Annotated in this window: 13 protein-coding genes; 4 read left to right on the forward strand and 9 right to left on the reverse strand. The window is 69.6% G+C overall.

The genetic code is table 11. The annotated features are described in order from the left end of the window. Positions 1–51: 51 nt before the first annotated feature. Positions 52–2,235 carry a DUF4129 domain-containing protein gene (locus DEQ67_RS12215; RefSeq protein ID WP_115860974.1) on the reverse strand — a complete coding sequence of 728 codons (2,184 nt, stop codon included), beginning with the start codon at positions 2,233–2,235 and terminating at the stop codon, positions 52–54. A gap of 258 nt (positions 2,236–2,493) precedes the next feature. On the opposite strand from DEQ67_RS12215, the gene DEQ67_RS12220 reads away from it, so the two are divergent. From DEQ67_RS12220 to DEQ67_RS12230, 3 genes are read left to right on the forward strand one after another with little or no spacing between them, the layout of a single operon-like run. Further along, complete coding sequence (locus DEQ67_RS12220; RefSeq protein ID WP_115803053.1) at positions 2,494–3,930, forward strand: DUF58 domain-containing protein; 1,437 nt, start codon at positions 2,494–2,496, stop codon at positions 3,928–3,930. A gap of 18 nt (positions 3,931–3,948) precedes the next feature. Continuing rightward, the gene (locus tag DEQ67_RS12225) at positions 3,949–4,443 is read left to right on the forward strand and encodes a hypothetical protein (RefSeq protein ID WP_004062721.1); all 495 of its coding nucleotides are present in this window, start codon (positions 3,949–3,951) and stop codon (positions 4,441–4,443) included. After that, positions 4,440–5,459, forward strand: a complete 1,020-nt coding sequence (locus tag DEQ67_RS12230) for a hypothetical protein (RefSeq protein ID WP_115803054.1) — start codon at positions 4,440–4,442, stop codon at positions 5,457–5,459. Before DEQ67_RS12225 ends, DEQ67_RS12230 begins: the two co-directional genes overlap by 4 nt. 15 nt (positions 5,460–5,474) lie before the next feature. Here DEQ67_RS12230 and DEQ67_RS12235 read toward each other — a convergent pair whose 3' ends face one another. From DEQ67_RS12235 to DEQ67_RS12260, 6 genes are all read right to left on the reverse strand, one after another. Further along, positions 5,475–6,464, reverse strand: a complete 990-nt coding sequence (locus tag DEQ67_RS12235; RefSeq protein WP_004062724.1) for an AAA family ATPase — start codon at positions 6,462–6,464, stop codon at positions 5,475–5,477. A gap of 98 nt (positions 6,465–6,562) precedes the next feature. Further along, positions 6,563–7,468 (reverse strand): DUF4350 domain-containing protein, encoded by a 906-nt coding sequence (locus DEQ67_RS12240; protein WP_006601261.1) that lies wholly within the window; start codon positions 7,466–7,468, stop codon positions 6,563–6,565. After that, positions 7,469–7,744, reverse strand: a complete 276-nt coding sequence (locus tag DEQ67_RS12245; protein ID WP_008609409.1) for a hypothetical protein — start codon at positions 7,742–7,744, stop codon at positions 7,469–7,471. Positions 7,745–7,818: 74 nt separating this feature from the next. Further along, entirely contained in the window at positions 7,819–9,108 is a 1,290-nt protein-coding gene (locus tag DEQ67_RS12250; protein ID WP_115860982.1) for an ABC transporter permease, read from the reverse strand. After that, entirely contained in the window at positions 9,101–10,336 is a 1,236-nt protein-coding gene (locus DEQ67_RS12255) for an FtsX-like permease family protein (protein ID WP_004062727.1), read from the reverse strand. The genes DEQ67_RS12250 and DEQ67_RS12255 overlap by 8 nt, the downstream gene beginning before the upstream one ends. Further along, positions 10,329–11,078: an ABC transporter ATP-binding protein gene (locus DEQ67_RS12260; protein WP_004042048.1), complete on the reverse strand. Its 750-nt coding sequence runs from the start codon at positions 11,076–11,078 to the stop codon at positions 10,329–10,331. The genes DEQ67_RS12255 and DEQ67_RS12260 overlap by 8 nt, the downstream gene beginning before the upstream one ends. A gap of 153 nt (positions 11,079–11,231) precedes the next feature. Between DEQ67_RS12260 and DEQ67_RS12265 the strand changes: the two genes are divergently transcribed. Continuing rightward, positions 11,232–11,759: a metal-dependent hydrolase gene (locus DEQ67_RS12265; protein ID WP_004042046.1), complete on the forward strand. Its 528-nt coding sequence runs from the start codon at positions 11,232–11,234 to the stop codon at positions 11,757–11,759. A 45-nt stretch (positions 11,760–11,804) separates the two neighbouring features. Here the strand turns inward: DEQ67_RS12265 and DEQ67_RS12270 are convergent, their stop codons facing one another. Further along, positions 11,805–12,881 carry a cell surface protein gene (locus tag DEQ67_RS12270; protein ID WP_115891455.1) on the reverse strand — a complete coding sequence of 359 codons (1,077 nt, stop codon included), beginning with the start codon at positions 12,879–12,881 and terminating at the stop codon, positions 11,805–11,807. Between the two features lie 117 nt (positions 12,882–12,998). Further along, on the reverse strand, positions 12,999–19,721 hold the full coding sequence (locus tag DEQ67_RS12275) for a PGF-pre-PGF domain-containing protein (RefSeq protein ID WP_115891454.1): 6,723 nt from the start codon (positions 19,719–19,721) through the stop codon (positions 12,999–13,001). Positions 19,722–19,800: the final 79 nt, after the last annotated feature.

Below are 19,800 nucleotides of genomic sequence, written 5' to 3' on the forward strand. Positions count from 1 at the left end.
TGGGAGGCACGAACACAAAAATCATTTGTCACCCGCGGCTCCGCGAGCGCGCTACTCGACCGCGCCGACCGCTTCCGAGGCGTCCGCATCGCCGTCGGAATCTGGCGAGTCCGTCGCGTCGGGCGCTGCCGTGCCGGCGAGCGAGCGGGCCGTCTCGACCAGTTCGGCGGCCGCTTCGTCGCTCACCGACAGCCCGCTGTAAGCCGCGCGCTCGTAGCCCGCGGTCAGCGATTCGAGCGCGTCGGCGGGCGCGACGCCGGCGTCGACACACCGGTCGCAGAACTCCCAGTGGGTCGCGGCGTCGTCCACGCCTGCGGCGGGTCCGAGCGACTGTCTGACGCCCGCGTAGGCGACGACCACCGCGTCGTTCGGCCGGCCAGCGTCGAGCGCGTCGACCGCCGCGTCCAGCGCCGGTGTCCCCGTCGTCACCGAGTCCGGCTCGGACGAGTCGTCGGTGTCCGACGCGGTCGGTTCGTCGTCAACCGTCGTTGTCGTCGCCGACGCGCCGGCGCGGTTCCGCCGGAGGAGAACGGCGGCGACGAGGCCGACCACCGCGGTCCCGGCGACGACCCACGCGAGGTCGAGCGGAAGGCCGCCGGACGCGTCGTTTCCGGCTCCGGCCGCGGCGGGACCGTCCACGAGCCGGACGCTCGCCGTCGCGGCGGACGACTCGAGGTTCGTCCCCCCGCCGTCGAACGCGGCCGAGACGGTCGCGTTCTCGGCGCTGGCGTCGCTCGGGAGGTCGAACGTCGCCCGGTACGCCCCCGACTCGTTGGTCGACGCCGACGCGACCTCCCGCCCGGCGACGCTGACGGCGACCGTCTGGCCGGACACGGCCTCGCCCTCGTCGGTTTCGAGGCGGCCGTCGACGACGACCGTCCCGTTCCCGGCCTCGCGGGCGCTCGCGTCGAGCGCCGTCCCCTCGGTTTCGAGCGGGACCGACACCGCCGCCGGGGCGAACGTCACCGCCCTACCGTCGCCGTCGGGCGCGACGCGAATCGACGCCGCGCCCGTCGCGGTCGCCGGGACGGTCGTCGAGACGGTCGACTGGCCGCTCGCGTTCGTCGCCGGCGCGGTCGCCGACGACTCGGCAAAACTCGCGGCGAGCGGGTAGTTCGGAACCGGCGTCCCGTTCACGCGGAGCGTCGCGCGAACCGAGACGCCGTCGGCGTAGCCGTAGGCCGGCGCGGCCGGCTCCGACAGCCCCGCGGTCGCGTTCACCTGCGAGACGGCGACGGGGACGACCCGCTCCGTCGCCTGATACACCGACGTGTCGTTCGGGAGATACCGGAGGGTGACCGAGGAACTGCCGGCCGGAATCCGCGCCGGCCGGTAGGTCAGTTCGAACGAGCCGTCGGCGTCGACCGCGGTTCGAATCGTCTGTCCGCCGACCGCGAAGCGGGCAGTCGACCCCGTCACCGGCGTGCCGTCGTCGGCGACGAGCGACCCCGAAAGCACGAGCGGGTCGGTAAAGGAGATGTTCCGGTCGTAGTCGTCGACGGTGAGGCTGGTGGCGACGAACTCGCGGGAGACGATTTCGTCGCGCTGTTCGGAGACGTTCGCCTGCACCGCCTCGATTTGGGTGCTGCTCTCCGTCAGGTCGCCGTCCGTCCGGTTCGAGATGACGTCGAACGCCGTCAGCAGTCGGTCGGACTGCGACTCGCCGTCCTCGGCGAGCCGCGTCAGCTCGCGGGCGAGTTCGCGGGCGCGCTCGTCGTCTCCGGCCCGCCTCGCCGCCTCGTACTCGCGACGGGTCTCGCGGAACTCGCTGACGGTGTCGACGTACGCCCGCTGGGTCTCGCCGACGGTCCGGTACTCCTCGCTCGCGCCGTCGCCGTCGGTCTCGGTCTCGCCTTCGACGTCGACGTACTTGCCGAGCGAGTCGTCGTAGTCGTCGCCGAGCGCCGCCCGCGCGGCCTCGTACTCGCCCCGACTGAGTCGCAGCGTGCTCGCGCCGATGTCGCCGTTGAGCTCGCCCGAGAGGTACGAGAGCAGGCGGTCGAGTTCGTTCTCTCCGTCGACCTCGTCGGGGTTCTCGTGGATGACGCCGGTGCTGTTGTCCGTCTCGTTCCCGGTCTGTCGCGGCGGGGTCGCGGCCGTCCCGAGTGCCGACCGGTCAGCGTCTGCTCCGGGCGACGCCGGGACGGTCGCGGACTGCGCGGCAGTGTCGGCGGCCGCTCCCGCGGGGACTGCCGCCGCCGACGCTGTCGCGACGAGACAGGCGACGACCAACATCGTCCAAAGCAACCGTGCCGGGCGGCCCCATGCTCCACGCACTACTCGTAGTCAGACGGGGGGACGTAATGGGTTTTGGCATTCGGCTGACGCTCGGCCGCGACCTCGGAGGCGCGATTCGCAGACTGCGATGCGTTAACGTCGGGTTTAACCTCCGGTTGAAGCCGCGACCGCGGCGTGAATCGCGGGGTCCGCGCGACCGACTGCGGCCCGCTCCAACACAAACATTCAACTTCGGGGGCACGAATCGAATCCACGATGCTTCCGACCCGCCGGTGGGCCGCACTCGCAGGCGTCGCCTGCTTCCTCGCCGTCTACGCGGTCGTCCTCGACGAGCCGACGCCGCTCGTCGCCGCCTGCGGTCTCGTCGCGTGGCTCGTCGTCGCGCAGGTCGAGGCCGTCGGGGCGATGCGCGCCGTCGACCGCGACCTCTCGGCGTCCGTCTCGGTCGAGCCCACGTCGGTGTTCGTCGGCGACCGCGCCGCGGTGACGCTGACGGCGTCGCTGTCCGAGGCCGTCGACGCGCCCGTCGAAGTCGAACTCGTCGCGCCGCCGAGCGTGAACGCACCGGAGCGGGCGCGCCGGACGGTCAGTCTCGCCCCCGGCGAGACCGAGGGGTCGGTCACGTGCAGCGTCGAACTCCCCGTCGCCGGGCGAATCGCCTTCGACGAGGTCGCCGTCGATATCGACGGGCGCGCCGGCTTCTTCACCGAGTCGGTGACGCTCGACGCCGACGCCCGCTGTCTGGTCGAACCGCCGGCCCCCGAGGGAATCCACGTCGGGCGCGGCGGCGAACTGGTCGGCACGACGTTCGGTGACCACTCCAGCGACCAGACCGGACCGGGGCTCGTCCCCCACGAGACGCGGCAGTACCTCCCCGGCGACACGCTGTCGCAGATTGACTGGAAGACCACCGCCCGGATGAACCACCCGTACATCCGCGAGTTCGAATCTGAGTCCGACTACCTACTGTCGCTCGTGGTCGACTGCGGGTCGCACATGAACCGCGGCCCGACCGGGCGGACGATGCTGTCGTACGCGCGCGAAATCGCGCTCGGCCTCGTCGACGCCGCGGAGTCCCACGGCGACCCCGTCTCGACGCAGTTCGTCGGCGACGACGCGATGGAGTGGGAGTTCGGCCCCTCCTCCTCGTCGAACGCCTACCAGACGGTTCGGCGGCGACTGCTCTCGATGGAGCCGACCGCCAGCCCGCGCCGCCCGGTCGACGCGTCCCGCCCGGTCGCCCCGGAAGACGCCCGCAAGCGGAGTCGCCTCCTCGACGACGACTCGGCGTTCGCGGCGACGCTCCGCCCGTATCTCCGCGACGGCGAAAGCTACGTCTCGCGGGTCAGCGACCGGCCGCTTTTCGACGCGGTGAAATCCGCGTGCTCGCGGTCGAACAGACAGGACCACCTCGTGCTCGTCACCGACGACTCGGCGAAAGTCGAGACCTACGAGGCGGTCGTCGTCGCATCGAAGCGGAGCAGCCAGACGAGCGTCTTCCTCACGCCGACGACGTTCTTCGACGACGCCGCCGACGCCGTCGACGCGGGGGCCACGGACTTCGCGGCCGGATTCGTCGCCTTCGAGGAGTTCAGAAAGCGCCTCGAACGGCTGCCGAACGTCACCGCCTACGAGGTCGCCCCGAAGAGCGCGATGGCACTGGCGACGGCGCGGGCCACCACAGCGGAGTGAACACCGATGGAGACACCTGTGAACCAGAGCGAACTGACGATTCGAACCGTGTTGGACGCGAACGAGCTCACCCCGATGGACGCGGCGGGCGTCCTCTGTTTCACGCTCGCGGTGGGGCTGACCAGCGGGCCGTGGGGCGTCGCCGCCGGCGTCCTCGTCCTCGTCGCGGCGGCGGCGACCGGGGGACCGCTCGCGTTCGTCGTCGCCCAACTGACCGCCGTCTCGCTGTTCGGAGACGCCGGCCTCGTCGCGGTCGGGGGCGCGCAGCTCGCCGCGTTCCCGCTCCTCGCGAGCGCCGCGTTCGCGTGGCCGCCGGACCGCGCTCGACTCGCCCGGCTGGCGGCGGGCTACGTCGTCGCCCTCGGGGTCGCGTGGGCGCTGTGGTCGACGCTTCGGTGGGCGTGGCAGGCCGCGGCGGTCGCCGCCGTCCTCGCCGCGGCGGTCGCCTACGGGCTCCACCGATACGAGCGCGTCGCCCTCGGTCTCGTTGACGCGCCGGAGGCGGAGCGATGAGCGCGGACGACCCCGACCGTCTCGACGAGGGGCTGGCGAACGGCGAGACCCACGCGGTCGTGTCGGCTGCGACCGAACGCGACGGCGACGCCGGCCGAACCGACACCGGCGACCCCGACGCCGACCGCGCCGAACTCGCCGGGCTCCGGCGCGAGAACGTCCGGCTCAGACAGCGCTACGAAGCGCTCCGAGAGGGGCAGTACCGGCGGACCGCGGTCGCGCTGGCCGCGCTCGGCGTCGCCGGACTGCTCGGCGGGGCGCTGTTTCCGCCCGTTCGCGAGACGCTCGTCGTCCTCGGGGCGATCGGGCTGTTCGCCGCCGCGGTGACCCGGTATCTCAGCCCCGAGCGGTTCATCCCCGTCGGCGTCGGCGCGTCGGTGTTCGGCGCGCACGCGGGCAACCACGCCGCCGTCGTCGACGAGCTCGGATTGCAGGACGCGACCGTCTACGTCCCCGACGCCGACCGCGACAGCGTCCGCCTGTTCGTCCCGGAGCACCGCGCCTACGCGCTTCCCGACGCCGAGGCGCTCCGGGACACCTTCGTCGTCACCGACGACGAACTGGCCCGCGGCGTCGCGTTCGACCCCAGCGGCGGCGGCCTGTTCGACGAGTTCGAGCGAAGTCTCGACGGTCCCCTCGGCGACGACCCCGAGACGCTGGCGCGACAGGCGACCGACGCCCTCGTGGAACTGTTCGAACTCGCCGGGGCCGCGACCGCCGAGACGGACGCCGCGGACGGTCGCCTGACGGTCCGCGTCGAGGACTGTCGGTTCGCCGCCGCCGAGACGTTCGACACGCCGGTCGCGTCGTTCGTCGCCGTGGTCGTCGCCCGCGGCCTCGACGCGCCGGTCGTCACAGAGGTCGCCGCCGGCGAGGAGATGGATTTCGCCGTCACCTGCCGGTGGGAGGTCGGAGGCGACGAAGAGACTGAGACCGAGCCGTCGGCGGACGCGGCGGACGGCACGACCGAAACGAGAAGAGAGACCGAGAACGCAGACCCCGACGAGCGCCGATAGGTCGCCGGCTCGCGCTCAGTCGTCGTCGCCCGCGACCGAGGTCGTCGTCGACTCGTCGAGACCGACTTCGGGCGTCGGAACGGTGTCGACGACCTCTTCGACGACGTCTCGGGGGTCGCGCCCGCTGATGTCCGCCTCGGTCCCGAGAACGAGGCGGTGCGACATGATGATGGGCGCGAGTCGCTTCACGTCGTCCGGAATCACGTAGTCGCGGCCGCGAATCGCCGCGGCGGCCTTCCCGGCCCGCAGGAAGGCCAGCGAGGCGCGGGGCGACGCGCCGAAATCGACCGCGGCGTGCGTCCGCGTCGCGCCGACGAGGTCGAGGATGTAGTCGAACACCTTGTCGTCGACGTGGACGCCCGTGACGACCTGCCGGGCCTTCCCGATGTCGGCGTCGTCGATGACGTTCGAGATGTCCGAGGGCTTGAGCGACGGCGAGCGGTCGAACCGTTCGAGAATCTCCCGCTCGTCGGCCCGTTCGGGGAGGTCGACGACGACCTTGAACTGGAAGCGGTCGCGCTGGGCCTCCGGGAGATTGAACGTCCCCTCGTACTCGATGGGGTTCTGCGTGGCGACGACCATGAACGGATAGGGGAGCTTGAGCGTCTCGCCCTCGATTGTCACCTGTCCCTCCTCCATCGCTTCGAGGAGCGCGGACTGCGTCTTCGGCGTCGCGCGGTTTATCTCGTCCGCGAGGACGACGTTCGAGAACACCGGCCCCCGCTGGAGTTCGAACTCGCCGAGGTTCTCGCGGTAGATGTGGGTGCCCGTGATGTCGGCAGGCAACACGTCGGGCGTCATCTGAATCCGCTGGTAGTCGAGGTTCGCGGCGTGGGCGAACAGGTTGGCAATCGTCGTCTTAGCCACGCCCGGAACCCCTTCGAGGAGGACGTGCCCGTTCGTCAGCAACGCGATGGTGAGCGCCTCAATCGCGTCTTCGTTCCCGACGAGGAGTTGCGACGTCTCGTCCAGGATGGCCTCGTAGACCTCTTCGGGAGCACTCATATGGCAACAGTCGGGACGGCGGCCACATATAACTGCGGTCTCCGCGACCCCGCGAGACGGACAGCGAGGCGACAGCGCCGGCCGAGCGTCGAGACGGCCTACGAGAGCCGTCCCTGCCGGGCGACCAACGCGACCGCACCGGCGGCGACGACGCCGAACAGCAGTTGCAGCGCGCCCGAGTCGCGGAGCGCCCGAAGCGCGACTTGCAGCGGCGGGCGCTCCTCGGCGTGCGAGAAGTCCAACACGACGGTCGCCCGGTCAGAGACGAGCGCCGTCGCGAACGCCCGGTTGTCCGGCCGGTCGAGCATCGCGTTGATGAACACGCTCGGGTCGCTCACGACGACCACGTCGCCCGCGCCGAGGCGCTCTCTGGTCACGACGGGGTGCGATTGGAGCGTCTCGTCGTCGTCGAGTTCGCCGTCGTCGTCGCGGTCGAGATACGAGAAGTTCGACGAGCGGACGAGGACGGTGCTTTCGTTCGCCGTCACCGTCGCCGGGTGGTTCAAGCTGAGTTGCGTCACGTTTCGGGTCAGCGGGTCCGCGGCGACACGCGTGGCGACCGGGAGCGCGCCCGATTTGTACTGGTGGCGGTCGTCGCGGAGCGGCGTCCGGTCGATGCGCGCCGACGCGCCCAGTCGGGCGAGCAGGTCGTTGCCGTGCGGCCTGAAGTCGTCGGCGACGACGACGGTCCCGCCGGCGCGGACGAACGCCTCGATGCGGGCGGCCTCGGCGTCGGTGTATCCCCGCTCGGGCGAGATGACGAACGCGACGGAGCCCGCCGGGTCGACCGCGTCGTACTCGGTGGTGTTGTAGACGACCTCGGTCTCTGCGCCCGCGTCGGCCGCGACCCCGCGGACGCCGGAGCCGCCGTCCCACGCGGCGTTGAACGCGCCGTAGGTGGACGACGAGGTGCCCGCGCCGACGCCGACGCCGACGAGCATCGCGACGAGGAGCGCCGCGACCAACAGGTGCGGATAGCCGACCTCGCGGGAGCCGAGGCGCACTCAGAACACCCCCGGCGGGAGGATGTCGAGGATGCGTCTGACCACGATGTAGCCGAAGGCGACGAGGCCGCCGCCGATGAGCCACAGGAGCCGTCGTCGCCACGCGGGCGTCACCGCGACCGGCGCGGTGAGTTCGACGACGACGAGAAAGCCGATGAGCGACACGACGAACACCAACTCGTAGGAGAGCGAATCGAGGAGGGCCAAGACGAGGGTCGCGCCGAGCATCCAGGCGAGCTGGGCGCGGATGAATCGCTCGCGTCGTGCCGTTGCCATGTACGGTCGTGGACGGGGCGGGATAACTAAACTATCGCTTGCGGGGGTCGGGCGACGCCCGGATGGCCCCGCGATTACAGGTGGTCGAGCGGCCGGATGCCGGCTATCTGCCGGCTGACCGCGAGCGACGACACGAGGCTCATCACGAACGCGATGGCGAAGCCGCCGGCGAGCACCGCCCGCGGGAGGACGACCACGTCACCGAAGCCGACGAGGAGCTGTGCCAGTCGGTTCAGGCCGACCGCCGCCGGGAACGACAGCGCCACCCCGAGCAGACCGCCGAACGTGCCGAGGACGAGCGCCTGCGCGACGAGCGTCAGCGACAGCGTCGACGACGACGTACCCAGCGCCTTCAGCGCCGCGAGCTCCCGCTTTTGGTGGTAGACGTGCGACAGCAGGACGTTCACGCTGAGCGCCAGCCCCGCGAGGAGCGCGAGGAAGACGAGGCTCCCGCCGGCGGCCATCACGACCGCCTGGTCGCGCAGAATCTCCGTGAGCTGTTCCTGGTTCGTCCGCACGTCGTAGTCCGGATAGTCCGCTTGGATGTCGGCCGCGACCGCCTCGGGGTCGGCCCCGTCGGCGACGGTGAGCGTCATGAGCGTGGCCGTGTCCGCGCCGGTCGAGCCCGTCACCTCCTGAAGCTCGCTCAGGTGGACCACGACGCTCGGCGTGCCGAGGAACCGCGAGAACGTCGGCGAGACGCCGACGACGGTGAACTCGTTTTCGCGGGCGATGCCCGTGGTGCCGCCGACGTACAGCGAATCACCGACGGAGACGTTCATCATCTCGGCGGTCCGCTGGTCGATGACGACCTCGTGGGTCATCGGCCCGGTGTAGTTGCCGCCGGCGTAGTGGACGTCCGGTCGGCTGAAGCCCGAGCCGTTCGTAATCTGGACCGAGCCGCCGCGGGCGGGTGCGCCGACGCCGACGAGCGTCTCGTAGTCCGATTCGTTGGACCTGACGTACACCGTCTGGAACGACATCGGCGTGACGACTTTCACGTCCTCGCGGGCCTCCAGTTCGGCGTCTAACCCGTGGGCGTCGACGATGCTGTTTTCGAAGCCGCCGACGCCGGTCGGTGAGAACCGGACCGGGCCGCCGGTAATCCACACGTCGCGACCCGCCGCGTCGAACTGCTGTTGGCCCGTCTGTATCACGCCGATACCCGTCCCCGCCAAGAGCGTCGCCGCGAGGACCGCGAGCGTGATGCCGAGGACGGTCAGGACCGTCCGCCCGCGGGCGTGAGAGAGCTGTGAGACCGCGATGCCCGCAGACGCGCGGACCCGAGAGAGTCGCGGGAACCGCGACGACACCGGGGTCGTGGCTGCGTCCGAACCGCGGTTCGGGTCGGCGCCCTCAGTCATGCGACATCGCCTCCAGAGTGGGGGTCCGCCAGGTGAGCCACGCCGGATAAATCGAGGAGACGAGGCCGATGAGCGCCGCGACCGCGACGCTGTATCCGACGAGCACCGGGTCGAACAGCGCGACCTGCACGCCGAGGAGCTCCCGCGTAATCGCGTTCGTCAGGTGGATGCCGCCGATGCCGGCCACGACGCCGACGACGCCGCCGACGGTGGCGACGACCACCGTCTCGGCGACGACGAGCAACATCTGCGAACTCGTCCGGTAGCCCATCGCCGAGAGCACGGCGAGGTTGCGGCGGTCCGCGTTTACTTCGAGGCCCATCATCGTGGCGACGAACAGCACGCCGACGAGGACGGCGACGACGAGCGAGACGGCGGCCATCGCCAGCGGGAGGCTGGAGGTCGACGCGCCGCGGACGGCGAGGCCGGTCTGGGTGACGACCGAGGTCCGCGGGTAGAGCGCCTCGATGTCGGACCGCACGCCCGCCGAGTCGGTGCTGACGAGCAGTTGGTCCGCGAGGTCGCCCTCGGTCGAGCCGGTCATGGTTTGCAGTTCCGAGAGGTGGACGAGCGCGACCGGGACGGGGCCGACGCCCGACGACAGCGACCCCTCGCGGACGTCGGCGACGGTGAACTCGGCCCGCGAGCCGCCGACGCTCGCGGTCACCTCGTCGCCGGCCGAGACGCCGAGCAGCTCCGCGGCGGCGTCGTTGAGGACGAGTTCGCCGGTTCGGGGACCGTCGTAGCTCCCGTTCGCGTAGTGGGGGTCGCCCGGCGTGAGCGCCTCCGTCGAGACGCCGACGACCGAGGTCGGTTCCTCGGGCGGGATGATGCCCGCCGCGAGGACGTACTCGTCGGTCGAGCCGTCTTCGGGCGCGAGCGTCACCAACTGCGTCTGGACCGGCGTGGCGTAGTCCACCCGCTCGTCGCGTGAGAGCCGGTCGGTAATCGCGTGGGTGTCGCCGAGTTGCGGGCTGCCGACCGAGACGGCGACCGACGAGGCCGTGCTGGCCTCGGGGACGACCCAGTAGTCGACGCCCTCGCTCTGGATGGCGTTTTCCGCGCCGAGACCGAGGGCGATGCCGCTGACGGTCGTCATGAGCGTCACGGCGAGGGCGACGCCGATGACGCTCAGAAGCACCTGCTTCGAGGACGTGGTCCGCAGGCGACCGAGGACGCGCCGGCCCGCGAGGCCGACGACGCCGAACAGCCGGTGTCGCCTAGCCATCGCTCACCACGCGGCCGTCGCGGAGGCGGACGACGCGGTCGGCCCGCTCGATGACGTGTTCGTCGTGCGTGGCGACGACGACCGCCCGCTCCGTGGCGGTCTGTTCGATGTAGTCGAGGACGCGTTGGCCCGTCTCGGTGTCCAACTCGCCGGTCGGCTCGTCGGCGATGAGGACCGCGGGGTCGGAGACGAGCGCGCGGGCGATGGCGACGCGCTGTTGCTCGCCGCCGGAGAGTTCCCCCGGCTTGTGGCCGGCGCGGTCGCCGAGTCCCACCTGTTCGAGGAGGTCTTCGGCGCGGGCGCGGCGGTCGCGCTTCGACGCGCCGCGTTCGATGAGCGGGAGCGCGACGTTGCCGCGGGCCGAAAGCGAGGGCAGCAGGTGGAAATGCTGGAAGACGATGCCGATGGTGTCGCGGCGGAGTTTCGTCCGCCCGCGGTTCGACAGCGACCGAACGTCGGTGCCCGCGACCCGGATGTCGCCGCGGGTGGGCGTGTCGAGCGCGGCGAGGAGGTGCAACAGCGTGGACTTACCGCTCCCGCTCGGCCCGGCGATGGCGACGAACTCGCCCGTCGAGACCGAAAGCGAGACGCCGTCGAGCGCGCGGACCGTCGGGGCGTCGGACCCGCGGGAGAAAAACGAGTCGGAGCCGCGGGTGTACTCGCGGACGACCCGCTCGCAACGGAGCGTCGCCGCCGAGTCCGCCGCGGCGGGAGGGCGGTGTTCGGAGACCGAATCAGACATACTGCCACGTGGTCCCCGACGTGACATATACTTGGTGCGTGGAGTCGCGAGCGCCGAGAGTCCAGCGCGATTCGACGAACGTCCAGATTCGCGGGTCGTGCGGCCCCGCGCCGTCCACACGGTTGAATAGCCTCGGTGCCGTCCACCTCGGTAGTGTTCCCAATCGGCCACCTCGCGCTCGGATATCTCTCGGTCGCGCTCTTCCGGGTCGGCCGGCGTCGCCCGCTGCCGACCGGGTGGACGCTGGCCGCCGCGCTCGTCGGGTCGCAGTTGCCCGACCTCATCGACAAACCGCTCGCGTACTACGGCGTCCTCGTCAGCGGCCGCTCGCTCGGCCACTCGCTTCTCGTGATGCTGCCCGTGCTCGTCGTCCTCGTCGGCGTCGGCTATCGGCTGGGCTACGGCGAGCACGCGACCGCCCTCGTCGTCGCGACGCTCTCGCACTACCTCGGCGACACCTCCCGGGCGCTCCTCGCCGGCGACTGGGGTTCGATGCAGTTCCTCCTGTGGCCCCTGTTCCCGGCGACCGACTACGCCGCGGACTCGGTGCCGCCGTGGGTCCGCGTCCTCGAATCGCTCGGCGACCCGCGATACAACTTCCAGTACGCCCTCGCCGCCGTCGCGTTCGGTATCTGGCTGGTCAACCGACTCGACAATCGGCGCGCGCGAGCGGAGCGCTGAGAGGCACAGAAAAACAGGGAGTGACGCGGGGGCGCGGGGGGCGCGTTAGCCGACGAGGCGGCGACCGACCGCGAAGACGACGAGCGCGCCGAACAGGACGTGGAGCGCCGTGTTCGGGACTTCCGAAGACGTCGTCGTCTGGGCCGTCGTCGTGGACTCGTTGGGCGTCACGACGTTATCGGTCGTCGTGGTCGCCGTCGGCTCGGTGGCGTCGGTCGTCTCGGTCGACTCGGTGGTCGACGGCTCGTCGTCGTCGTCGGTCGTCGCCGCGGTGTCGGTCGTCGATGTCGACGTGTCGTCGGACTCCGTGGTGGTCGTCTCAGTGGCGTCGTCCGCGGCGCCACCGCCGCCACCGCCAGCACCGCCGGAGCCCTCGTCGGGCGTCGACGTGTCGCTCTGTTCGACCACCTCGACCGTCGAGGCGTCGCTCACGCCGATGAGTTCGTTCTCGCCGAGGGCCTGGTCGTCGCCGCGGACGACCGCGTACAGCGAGTAGTCGCCGGCGTCCACGTCGTCGGTGGAGACGGACGCCGAGTAGTGCGTGTCGTTGACCGCCGAGGCGTCGACGCGGAGGTTCTCGGAGTCGTCCGCGAGGACGACCTCGACGGCCTCGATGGACTCACCCGACTCGACCTCGTCGAGTTCGACGGTCACGTCGAGGTCGTCCGACTGCTCGACGCTCTCGGCGGCCTGCGTCGAGACCGCGTAGGCGCGAATCACGAGCGGTTCGCCGGCGTAGACCTCTTCTGTCGACTGGTTGCCGGCGACGACGGCGTAGGTTCCGGGCTCGAGTCCACCGGTTCCGAACTCGCGGCTCGCGTCGCCGGTGGCGTCGGCGGTCCGCCGGAATCGCTGTTCGGAGTCGAGAATCGTGATTGTGTAGTCGCTGTCGCTCGGCGCGTCCACGGAGACCGAGACGGTGTCGCCGGCGTCGGCGCGGCCGACTTGGGTGACGGTGAACTCGCCTTGCGAGGTCGAGACGGTTCTGTCGACGGTGTCGATCGAGCCGTCGATGTCGATGTCGTAGTCGTGGGTCGTCCCCACGGCGGGGGGCGCGACGGCCGCGAGGAGCATCGCGGCAACCACGAGAACGGGAATCGAGACGCGGGGTCGTAGCATCATCGTTCGTTTTGCTCACCGGTGGTAAAAGCTTGTAGGCAGTCGCGCCGGCCGCGGGCGTCGCTGGACCGGTCGAAGAAATGAGAGATGAAAAAAGGGACGAACCGCGCGGTGCGGTCGTTAGTCGTTCCGACGGACGGCGAGGAGCGCGGCCGCGAGGAGCGCGACCACGGCGAGCGCCGCGCCGAATCCGGGAACGGGGGAGTCGGTCGTGTCGCTCGCTGCCGTCGACGTTTCATCGTCGAAGCCGGCAGTGCCAGTCGTCGTGTCGGTGCCGTCGTCCGGCGTCGTCGTCGTCGTCGTGCCGTCGTCGTCGTCCGGCGTCGTCGTCGTGACGGCCTGCCTCGACGTCACGGCGAAGTACGAGAAGCCGGGCGTGTCGGCCTCGAGGACGACCGCGCCGTTACCGCTGTCGACGACGCTGGTTTCGAGGTCTTCCCACGAACCGGCGTCCTCGTTGAACCGCCGGACCACGAGGTCGGACGATTCGATGCCGAGTTCGTCGAGCCGGCTCTGTTTGACGGTGAACCGGAGGGTCGACGCGCGGTCGCGCGCGCTGTCGGGCACGTCAATCCGCACGTAGCTGACGGCCGTGCCATCGGGCTGTCCCACGCTGCCGGGGACTCCCGACCGTTCGCTGACGACGACCTCGCCGGTCGTCTGCTCGCTGAACGTGATGCTCACCGCGGAGACGCCCTGTCCGCCGTCGAACTGGGCGTCGAAGCCGCGTGCCGAGAACAGCCGGTCGCTGTCGGTCGTGTCGTCGTGGGGGAGGCTGCTCCCGCCGGCACCGCCGCCGCCGCCACCGACGTTCGGTTCCTCGACGGTGATGCTGCCGACCGTGACGTTGTCGACCTGGAGGTCGTACGTGCCGGCGTCGTCGATAGAGACGGTGTACGTCAGCGTGCCGGAGGAACCGGGGCCGACGGTGACGCTCTCCGTGGCCAGCGTCGTGCCGTCAGCCGTGAGCGCTTTGGTGTACGTCCCCTCCGCGGTTCCGGTGTTGTTCACGCGCACCGAGACCGTGAACGTCTCTTCGGTGTCCACGGTCGACTGCGAGATGGAACTCGCGCCCGCGTCGATGCTGAACGCCGGGAGACGCGCCGAGACGCTGACCGTCTCGATGGTCTCGCCGCCGAACGCGTAGACGTAGTCGCCGGTTCCCGGCGGCGTGTCGGTGAAGGTGAACGTCCGCTGTGCGCCGGACGCGAGCGAGGTCGAGACGTTCCCGACCGTCGTCCCGTTCCGGGTCACGTCGCCGGAGATGTTGCCGCTCGCGCCGCCGAGGTTACCGAGTTTGACCGTGACGGTCGTCTCCTCGTCTTCGAGGAGCGTCGACGGGCTGGCCGACGAGTCGCTGAGCAGTTGGATGTCGGCGGTCGGCGAACTCACGTCGAGCGCGTTCTCCGTGGTCGTTTCGTCGACCGCGATGGAGTAGGTGCCCGCGCTCGTCGGCTCGATGACGAGGCTCACGGACTGGTTCTCACCAGTGTCGAGGGTCACGGACTTCGTGACGCCGAAGTCGGTGGTGCCCGCCTGACTGGTGCCGGCGACGCCGATGTCGAGCGACCCGGTCTCGTCACCGAAGTTCTCGACCTGCGCGGTCACCTCGACTTGGTCGCCGGTCTGCACGCTGGTCGCGTTGAGGTCCGCGGCGGTCACGGCGATGTCCGGACCCTGATTGACCGAGAACGTGGTGTCGTTCGTGGTCGTGTCACCGTTGTTGTTCGTGACGCGCACGCTGAGTAGGTGTTCGCCCGAGTCGATTTCGGACGAGTTGAGGTCGAGCGTCGCGCCGGGGTTCGAGAACACCGTCGCGTCGTCGGTCACGTCCTCACCGTCGAGCAGCAGCGTCACCGCGGAGGCGTCGATGCCGCTCTCGGGGTCGGAGTAGTTCACTTCGACCGAGACGTTAGCGTCGCTCTCGAAGGTGGCGTTCTGGGAACTGACCCGCGTGACGTTCGGTGCCGTCAGGTCGGGCGCGACGGTGAAGTTCACCGTCGAGACGTTCTCGTTCCCGCTCTCGTCGGCCGCCGAGACGGACACCGTGTGGCTGGTGCCCGGTTCGAGACCGGTCTCGTTGAGCCGGATGTTCGAGAGGTCGTCGAGGGCCGCCTCGCTCGTGACGTCGGTCCCGTCGAAGGTGACGGTCACGGAGCTGAGGTTGACGCCGCTTTCGGCGTCGTCGACGCTCGCGGTCACGTTGACCGAACTCGTCGTGTTCGAGAGTTCCTCGTCCTCGACGGGGCTCGAAATCTCGACCGTCGGCTCGGCGTCGTCAGCGGCGATGCTGAAGTTCGTCGTGTCCTCGACGCTGTTACCGGCGTTGTCGAGCACGCGAACGGTGAGGTTGTGCGTCTCGTTTCCGTCCACGGAGACGGTCGTGTTGAACCCGGTCGCGTCGGGCGCGGCCGAGGCCGAGATGTCCTGTCCGTCGTACAGGACGGTGACGTTCTCCGCGTCGACGCCGGTGTCGTTCACCGCGTCACTCGCTTCCTCGTAGGTCGCGTTGAGTTCCACCGTGTCGGTGCCGAACGGGAAGGTCGTGCCGTTGGTCGGGCCGAGCGCGGTGATCGTCGGCGGTTCGCGGTCGTCCTGCACGGTGAAGTTGACCTGTTCGGTCGCCGTGTTGGCGGTCAGGTTCGTGTCGGACGCCTCGATGGTGACGGTGTAGTCCGCCGGCGAGAGACCGGACGCGGTGTAGTTGACCGACTCGTTCGTGACCGTCGCGTTGTCGGTCACGTCCACGTTACTGACCGGTCCGTCGCTGTCGAGCGTCACCGACACCGAGGAGGTGTTGACCTCCACGTTGTCGGAGAGCGTCGCGTTCACCGAGACCGTGTCGTTGACCTCGGAGAACTCGGCGCCTTCCGTCGGGTCGTCGTAGCTGATGGTCGGCGCTTCCGTGTCGTTTTCGACCGCGCCGTAGGTCGACAGACCGGTTCGGGTCGCGGTGTAGTAGTTACCGGACAGGCCGAACGGGTCGGTCTGGAGCGTCGTCGGCAGCACCTGCGTGCCGCCGCGCTCGATGTAGACGATGTTGAAGCCGTTTCCGGAGGTGTCGAGGTCTTCGTTGAAGCCGTAGGTGACGCTCTCGATTTGGTCCTCGGTGAGTCCGGCGTTGGCTTCGAGGTACTTCGTCGCCGCCGTGCCCTGCGAGAGCGCGTTCGGCGGGACGTTCGTGTCGGTCAGCGTGATGACGGTCTGCCCAGCGGGCAGGTCGGCGTCGTCGCTGGCGTTAATGCGGATGAACGTGTCGCCGCTCGCGCTCACGAGCAGCACCGACGACTGCTCCGAGAAGTTGTTGCTCGTGACGGTCGCGGTACTGGAGTCGCTCGCCGTGTTTCCGGCGCGGTCGGTCCCCGTCACGTCGAGTGCGTACTCGCCGGACTCGGTCGTGTCGAGTTCGGCGGTCCACGTCGTCGAGTCCTGTTCCGTGAGGTTCAGCGACTCGACGTTACTGTTCGGGTCGGTGAGTTCCGCGTCGGGGGTGCCGGCGAGCGGTTCCGTGCTGGCGACGCTGACCGAGAGGGTGCCGGACTCGGTCGTGTTGAGCGTCGCGGTGAGTCCGGGGTCGGTCGTGTCGACCACGACGGGGTCGGCCCGTTCCACGGTGACCTGGTTGTTACCGAGGTCGGTGGCGGTCGCCGTCATCGTGTAGTTCCCGTCGGGGAGCGCCGACGCCACGTCGAGCGTGTGGTTGCCCGTCCCGTTGTCGGGCGTCCGTTCGAACGTCGCCGTCACGCCCGAGTCGGACTCGAACGCGTATTCGACGGTGACGCTCTCCGAGGTGCTGTACGCGACATCGACGCTGCCGTTCGTGTAGACGGGGTCCGTCGTTCCGTCGACGGCCGACACGTCGTAGGTCGGCTCATCGTTGTCCACGCAGACCGTGGCGTTGGCGACGCCGGTGTTACCGCCGGCGTCCGTGCTCACGAGCGTGAGGTTGTAGGAACAGCTGTCGACGAGACTGCTGTCGTCGCTCGTGCCGTCCCACTCGATTTCGAACTCGCCGGTCGAACTGGCGAGGGAGGTCACGTCGCGCGTGTACACCGCCTCGTCGTCCGAGTCACGGACGACGAACGCCGCGGATTCGAGGTTGTCGTCGGCGCTGTCGAGCGTTATGTCGACGGGGTTGTTCGCGCTCACGTCCTCGCGGTCCTCGTCGTAGTCGGGGTCGAGCGTGAGACTCGCGGTCGGCGCGGTCTCGTCGTACTCGAACTCGAACAGCCGCGAGGTGGCGTGGCCGGCCTCGTCGACGACGGTCAGTCTCGCGGTCGTCGGCCCCTCGTCGAGCGAGACGCCGAGTTCGGAGACGTTGATTTCGAGCGTCGAGTTGTCGTTCGTCGTCGCGCCCGAGAGGTCGACGGCCGTGCCGTTGACCACGAGCGTCGTCGCGCTGGCGTTGATGCCTGACTCCGCGTCGCCGTTGCGGTCGTCCGCGAAGGACGCCGAGATAGTGCTCGACGGCCCGACGACGTCGGTCGGTTCGACGCTCGTGACGCGCGGCGAGGAGACGAAGTCGAAGCTGAACGTCCGGGTAATCGTGTTCCCGGCCGTGTCGGTCGCGTTGACCGTCAGCGTCGTCTCTCCCTCGTCGAGGTCGCCGGTCGGGACGGTCGCACTCCCGTTGGCGTCGAGCGAGAGCGGCTGCGAGCCGTTACCGAAGCTGTACGTCGCGCGCCTGATGTCCGACTCGTCGCTCACGTTGAGCGTGATGGGCGTGCCGAAGGGAACCGCGCCCTGTGCGGGTTCCGGAAGCCGGACGGTCGGCGGAAGCCGGTCGCGCCGCGTGACCGTCAGCGTCGAATCCGCTTCGACGCCGTTGACGGCGACGGTGAAGTTTCCGACGTCGTCGGCACCGAGCGCGGTCGGCGCGAGCGTGGTCACGTTTCTCGTGACCGTGGAATCAGCGCCCACGACGACGGTTCGGGTGGTGTTGGAGACCTCCGTGCCCGAGTCGTCGGTCGTCGTGTACGTGAGCCGGACCAGGTCGGAGCGACCGCCGGTGTTCTCGACGGTCGCCGAAGTGGTGTAGCGCTCGGTCGTGTTGACGCTCGTCGGCTCGACGGTGACGTCGGTCACGGTCGAGTTCGCCGGCGCGATGACGCGGACGGTCCGCGAGACGAGTTCGGCGTCGTCGGTCGAGAGCTCGTCGATGGAGACGTTGTAGGTGCCGGGGTCCTCGAACGAGGTGGTGAAGCTCACCTCGGTCGACTCGTTGGGCTGGAGCTCGCCGGTGTCGGAGGACGGCTGCGGCTCGCCATCGACGGTGAGCGCCGCCTCGTAGCTCCCGTTGACTTCACCGACGTTCTCGACGGTCGCGTTCGCGACTACGTCGGTTCCGGGAACGACCTGTTTCGGTTCGATGGTGAGGTTGCTGTACTCGAAGGTCGCCGGCTCGAACACGTCGAGCGCGAGCGCGTCGCCGGCGAACGCCTCGCCGTTCGTCGCGTTCTTCGAGACGGTGGCGTTGTACTCGCCCGCCGTCGGGACGGTGACGACCGCGACGCCGTTGGCGTTCGTCTGGACGGTCGTTCCGCCGACGGTGACCTCGGCGTTCTCGACGGCCGCGCCGGTGTCTTCGCGCGTGACGGCGAACTCCACGTCCTCACCCGCGACGGGCGTGGTCGTGTTCGCCGTCAGGTTCAGTTGGACGCTCTGGGCGACTTGCAGCGGCGCGCGGTTCGTCACCGACTCGGTGCCCGACTGGTTCGTCGCGACGTGCATCACGACGTAGTCACCGGGCGTGGCGTCGTCGGCGATGGGGACCTCGACGGTCGTCTGGTTCCCCGCGACCTCGGTGACGGCCGAACCGTAGACGGTCGCGCCCGGGGAGACGACGGTCACGTCGTCGAACCGGGACGTGCTGTCGTTGAGCTGGTCGAAAATCGAAACGGCCGTCTCGCTGCCGACGAACGAGCGCGAACCGGGCGTGACGCCCATGATGTTCGCGTTCGACGGCATCCGACTGGTCCCGTTGACCCGCGCGATTTCGGTTTCGAGCGAGATGCTCGACCGGTCGGTCGCGTTGATGGTCTGGTCGTAGTTCGAGAGGTCGGACTCGTTGAAGATTGCGACGGTGTGGCTGACCTCGGTCGCGTCGAGCGACGAGGCGTCCACCGTAACCGTCACGTTCTGGCCGTTGCCCGCGAGCGACGGCGCGCTCACCGACGACGACCCCTGCTGAACGGGCAGGGCGTCGACGCCGACGAACGTGACGTTGCCGTCGGTTTCGAGGTTCCCGTCGCCGTTGGCGTCCGAAAAGCCGGTGCCGTCGTCGACGGTGACGACCGCGAACATCCACATGCCTGACTCGTCGGGCGTGAACGCGAACGAGTTGTCGTCCGACGTGCCCTGCGCCGAGCCGACGACCGAGGAACTCACGTCGTCGTCGCTCGTGAGCGTCTGGGCGATGCCGGGGACGCTCCGGGGAATCGTCGCGCCCTTATCGAGCTTTGCCGCGACGAGTTGGACGTCCTGGCCCTCGATGGCTCGGGGCGCACCGGCGCTCGAACCGGAGAACGTGAACGGGACCTCCTGTCCGACGTTGTACACGTACATCGGATTCTTTTCGAGGGACCGCTCCCTCCCGTCTACCCGCACGTACGTGTTGGTCGACTGGACCTGATACGCCGCGGCCGAGTCGAGCCGCGAGTCGGTGTCGTCAGGCCGGAGCGACAGGAACGCGCCGTCCCAGACGCTAATGTTCTCCGACGCCCGGGTCAGTTGGTCGTCGTCGACCGTGTCGAGTTGGTTAGCGGGCGGTCCACCCAGTTGTGCCTCACCTGTGGCGGTCCCGGCGCTCGCAGAGACTGGCCCTGCGATAACCGAGAGTACCACGATGAGAGTGAGTGCAAGACTCAACCCTTGTCGGGAGAGCCTGCGGTAGCGACTCATATCTCACCCAACAGATAGAAAC

The sequence above is a fragment of the Haloferax sp. Atlit-48N genome (assembly GCF_003383015.2).
In the GTDB taxonomy this organism is placed as follows: domain Archaea; phylum Halobacteriota; class Halobacteria; order Halobacteriales; family Haloferacaceae; genus Haloferax; species Haloferax volcanii.

What these genes read in the sequence shown, in the direction of transcription:
- DEQ67_RS12215 (WP_115860974.1), bottom strand. Translation starts at nt 2,235, where the DNA reads ATGTTGGTCGTCGCCTGTCTCGTCGCGACAGCGTCGGCGGCGGCAGTC.
- DEQ67_RS12220 (WP_115803053.1), top strand. Translation starts at nt 2,494, where the DNA reads ATGCTTCCGACCCGCCGGTGGGCCGCACTCGCAGGCGTCGCCTGCTTC.
- DEQ67_RS12230 (WP_115803054.1), top strand. Translation starts at nt 4,440, where the DNA reads ATGAGCGCGGACGACCCCGACCGTCTCGACGAGGGGCTGGCGAACGGC.
- DEQ67_RS12235 (WP_004062724.1), bottom strand. Translation starts at nt 6,464, where the DNA reads ATGAGTGCTCCCGAAGAGGTCTACGAGGCCATCCTGGACGAGACGTCG.
- DEQ67_RS12245 (WP_008609409.1), bottom strand. Translation starts at nt 7,744, where the DNA reads ATGGCAACGGCACGACGCGAGCGATTCATCCGCGCCCAGCTCGCCTGG.
- DEQ67_RS12250 (WP_115860982.1), bottom strand. Translation starts at nt 9,108, where the DNA reads ATGACTGAGGGCGCCGACCCGAACCGCGGTTCGGACGCAGCCACGACC.
- DEQ67_RS12255 (WP_004062727.1), bottom strand. Translation starts at nt 10,336, where the DNA reads ATGGCTAGGCGACACCGGCTGTTCGGCGTCGTCGGCCTCGCGGGCCGG.
- DEQ67_RS12260 (WP_004042048.1), bottom strand. Translation starts at nt 11,078, where the DNA reads ATGTCTGATTCGGTCTCCGAACACCGCCCTCCCGCCGCGGCGGACTCG.
- DEQ67_RS12270 (WP_115891455.1), bottom strand. Translation starts at nt 12,881, where the DNA reads ATGATGCTACGACCCCGCGTCTCGATTCCCGTTCTCGTGGTTGCCGCG.